Below are 3,689 nucleotides of genomic sequence, written 5' to 3'. Positions count from 1 at the left end.
TCCAAAATCTCATAAGAATTAATTAGTAAATCCATTGCAATCTGAATTGCAAACTATTGGTTATTCCTGTTACTCCATTTTTATCTAAATTACTAACTCCATAGATAAATCCTGCCTTCCAATATTGAGTAGCCCACCAGTTAAGGCCTAAATTATAGCGATTATTGATTCCGCCATTAATCGTTCTTGTTTGTAAATCGTTTCTACCAATTCGGGATACTATTTCCCAAGCACCATATTTCCCCGTTGGTTTTATTCTTCGAGCATAAGCTGCTTTCATATCATATGGGCGCTGTTCGCCACTCAAAACATAACTGCCTGTAACATAAAAACCACTAAACTGCTCTAATCCTGAAGTTGTTGTTGCTGTCCAGTTATGAACATATTCCATCAAAACAGAAAAATTTTCCAAACTCCACAATTGTTCAAAATTTAAATTCCATTGGTGTTTAGCTTCCATGTTTCCAGTATCAACATAATTATCTGAAATATTTGATTCGTTTTTACCTTTTAGTCTAATTACTCCATTTTCAGCCTCCACGTATCGGACGCCAATTCCCATGTGCATAAATGTTTTCCCTTCATTTTCCCATTTAGGCAAACCTGTAACTCTTGCAGTAAATGTAGTTGCCCCTTCATCAAGATCTTTATCATTTCCTGGCCACTGATTAAAAACCCCTGCAGAAATGGTCATCCGGTCTTTCATTAAAAAATGGCGGTAAATTATTCCGTTATTTCTACTGTTAAAAAACGGATTCAAGAGTCTTTCAAAATGAGGTAAATTGGCAGCATCACCTACCATCTCATATACAAACGTTTCTTTTTGTTTTCCCACATGAAGTTCCGAATGTTCCCCAATGGGAATAATCAATTTAATATCTGTAAAGCCAAATGCAGCTTGGTCTTCTTTTCTATCTAGTCCTCTGTATTCATAACTAAGTAAATAACTCCATTTCTTTTTAAAGTTGATTTTCCCTCGAAGCATAACCCTTGCACTTCTTATATCCCATCGGCTTTCTTGGGGGCCTACTTGATTTTCGCTGTCATTGTCTTGATAAATTGCATTGTAATCTAAAATGGGGGCAAACCCAAGTTTAGCAGAAAACCATTTGTTTCTGGTTTTTGACCATCTCATTTCTTTATGCGAAACATCGGGAATAAAATACAATTTTGTTGAATCCGCTAATACTTGTTTTTGGGTATCATCTACATAATCGGTATGTTGAGCAATTGCAGTGGTTTTACAAAATAAAAAAACAAATGTTAGAAATAAAATTAAATTAAATTTTTGACTTAATAATTGCATCGTATTTTTGTTTCAAAAGGTTTAAAAAAAGAATTACTTTCCAAAATATTCTGATAGAATAAAAGTAAACTGGTTGTTTTCAAATGTTTTAATTTCATGATTTTATCAGCATACTTTTAGAATTAAAGGAATAAAATTAAGAAAAAAACCTTTACTTATAAATTTCAATGATTTTTTTTCCATTTATATCAATAGCAGCCCGATACATTCCTGCGGTATTGAATTCCATCACAATATTTCCCTCTTTATCAATGGCAATAATTCCGCCATCACCGCCCATTTCAGGCACTTTTTTCTGAATGGTTTCTTTTGCAGCTTCACCTAAAGTAACCTTTTTATATTGCATTTGAGCGGCAATGTCATAGGCTACCACATTTCGAATAAAAAACTCACCCCATCCTGTAGCTGAAACTCCGCAAGTTGCATTATCAGCATATGTTCCGGCTCCAATAATAGGAGCATCACCCACTCGTCCATATCTTTTGTTTGTCATTCCACCGGTAGATGTTCCGGCGGCTATATTTCCTTTTTTATCTAAAGCTACACAACCTACCGTACCAAATTTTTGATTTTTTATCAAAGGATCATAATTTATGGCAGCTGCATGATCTAACTCTATTTTCTCTCGCTCTTTTGCTTTTTGCAAACCTTCCCATCTTTTTTCTGTGAAGAAATAAGACGGATCTACTAATTCTATTCCGTTTTGCTCGGCAAATTTTTCCGCACCCAGACCAACCATCATCACGTGTTCGGAAACTTCCATAATGGCTCTTGCCAAGGTAATCGGATTTTTTACACGGGTAACACTGGCAACTGAACCGGCAGCTTTTGATTTTCCGTCCATAATTGAAGCATCCAATTCATTTTTCCCTTCGTTGGTAAAAACAGCACCTTTTCCCGCATTGAACAGTGGTGAATCTTCTAAAATCATGATGGTTTGTGTGACAGCATCTAAACTGGTTCCTCCGTTTTTAAGAATTTCATAACCTTTGGAAACGGCTAGATCTAACACATGATTGTACTCCGCTTCCAAAGAATCCGACATGTTTTCCTTTAAAATGGTTCCGGCTCCCCCGTGAATGACGATGCAGAATTTTTCTGAAGTTGTGGTTGCAATTTCAATTGCTTTTTCTTTTTTGTCACAACTTGTGCATAAAATAGCTACTACTATTGTGAACAGTGGAAAATTTTTCATTGCTTGTTCAAATTATATTTCACTAAAGATAGAAAAAAAATGAATTTATATCATTTAATTTCTTCTGATTACCTTTGCTGTTGAAACTTAAAAAGTCCAATGTCGTTCACTTATCCCAAACACGAAAAAATTAAGAGTCAAAAGCATATTGATTTGCTTTTTTCTGAGGGAAAATCTGTTACCAAATTTCCTTTGCGTTTGGTGTATGTGCCTATTGAATTGGAAAACGATGAAAAAATCAAAATAGGTGTTTCTGTTTCCAAAAAAAACTTTAAAAAAGCGGTCGACCGAAACCACTACAAACGTTTGTTACGAGAATGCTACCGGTTGAATAAACATTTACTTCTTGAAACGATTGAAAGATCTTATGCAATCATGCTTTTCTATCAAACTAAAGATGCGATGACCTTTGTTGATATGAACGAAAAAGCGGTTCAACTATTTGAAAAATTTATTTTAGAGATTAAAAAATAAAACTGGCTCAACAATTGCCGTACGATTTTAATGAACTTTTCGTTTACTATAAAATCACAAAACATATGAAGCAGGTTATTTTATTTTTTGTACTAGTTCTTTTCATCATTGGTTGTAAAGTAGATGAAAAAGAAACAGTTGTTGAAGAAACTGCTGCTGCAGTAATGGATTATGCTTTGCTGGATACTGATTTCAAATCTGAAAATTTTGAAGCTCAAACCGAACAAAAAATTATCAAAGAAGGAAATCTTCGTTACGAAACACAGGATTTACAAGCTACCTATCAACAAATTATTTCCGCTACTAAAAAACACAAAGCCTACATTCAATCGGATGAAGAAGGCAAAGATTATAACTCACTTTACAGAAATCTAATTGTTCGCCTTCCAAGTAAAAATTTTGATGTCTATCTTGCTGAAATATCCACTGGCGTTGACTATTTTGACCGAAAAGAAATTTCATCCAAAGATGTGACTGCTGAATATATTGATATTGAAGCTCGTTTAAAAGCAAAAAAAACATTGGAATCCAGGTATTTGGAGCTATTGAAAAAAGCCACTAAAGTATCTGAAATTTTAGAAATTGAAAAAGAACTATCCGTTATTCGTGAAGAAATTGAATCGAAAGAAGGACAATTAAAATACTTACAAAACAAAGTTTCGTTAAGTACGGTAACTATCAATTTTTACAAAACAGTAGCCAATTCGCAAGATG

General features: G+C 34.0%; 4 protein-coding genes. 2 read left to right on the top strand and 2 right to left on the bottom strand.

Annotated features, from left to right (window positions below; translation table 11 throughout):
* Positions 1-22 precede the first annotated feature (22 nt).
* Together ACIQ2S_RS12105 and ACIQ2S_RS12100 are read right to left on the bottom strand one after the other, a co-directional pair.
* Positions 23-1,306, bottom strand: coding sequence for a porin (locus ACIQ2S_RS12105; RefSeq protein ID WP_396176347.1), 1,284 nt, complete (start codon positions 1,304-1,306; stop codon positions 23-25).
* Between the two features lie 151 nt (positions 1,307-1,457).
* Entirely contained in the window at positions 1,458-2,501 is a 1,044-nt protein-coding gene (locus ACIQ2S_RS12100; protein ID WP_396176345.1) for an isoaspartyl peptidase/L-asparaginase family protein, read from the bottom strand.
* Between the two features lie 99 nt (positions 2,502-2,600).
* Between ACIQ2S_RS12100 and rnpA the strand changes: the two genes are divergently transcribed.
* Together rnpA and ACIQ2S_RS12090 are read left to right on the top strand one after the other, a co-directional pair.
* Positions 2,601-2,975 carry a ribonuclease P protein component gene (rnpA, locus tag ACIQ2S_RS12095; protein ID WP_396176343.1) on the top strand — a complete coding sequence of 125 codons (375 nt, stop codon included), beginning with the start codon at positions 2,601-2,603 and terminating at the stop codon, positions 2,973-2,975.
* A gap of 65 nt (positions 2,976-3,040) precedes the next feature.
* Positions 3,041-3,689: DUF4349 domain-containing protein (locus tag ACIQ2S_RS12090; RefSeq protein WP_396176341.1), on the top strand; the 649-nt coding region annotated here is incomplete at its 3' end.

Source organism: Flavobacterium sp., assembly GCF_044371705.1.
GTDB lineage: Bacteria > Bacteroidota > Bacteroidia > Flavobacteriales > Flavobacteriaceae > Flavobacterium.
This window is presented reverse-complemented; position numbering and strand designations above follow the sequence as displayed.

Excerpts from the sequence above, each read along its gene's own strand:
- ACIQ2S_RS12100 (WP_396176345.1), bottom strand. The coding sequence starts at position 2,501 with ATGAAAAATTTTCCACTGTTCACAATAGTAGTAGCTATTTTATGCACA.
- ACIQ2S_RS12105 (WP_396176347.1), bottom strand. The coding sequence starts at position 1,306 with ATGCAATTATTAAGTCAAAAATTTAATTTAATTTTATTTCTAACATTT.
- rnpA (WP_396176343.1), top strand. The coding sequence starts at position 2,601 with ATGTCGTTCACTTATCCCAAACACGAAAAAATTAAGAGTCAAAAGCAT.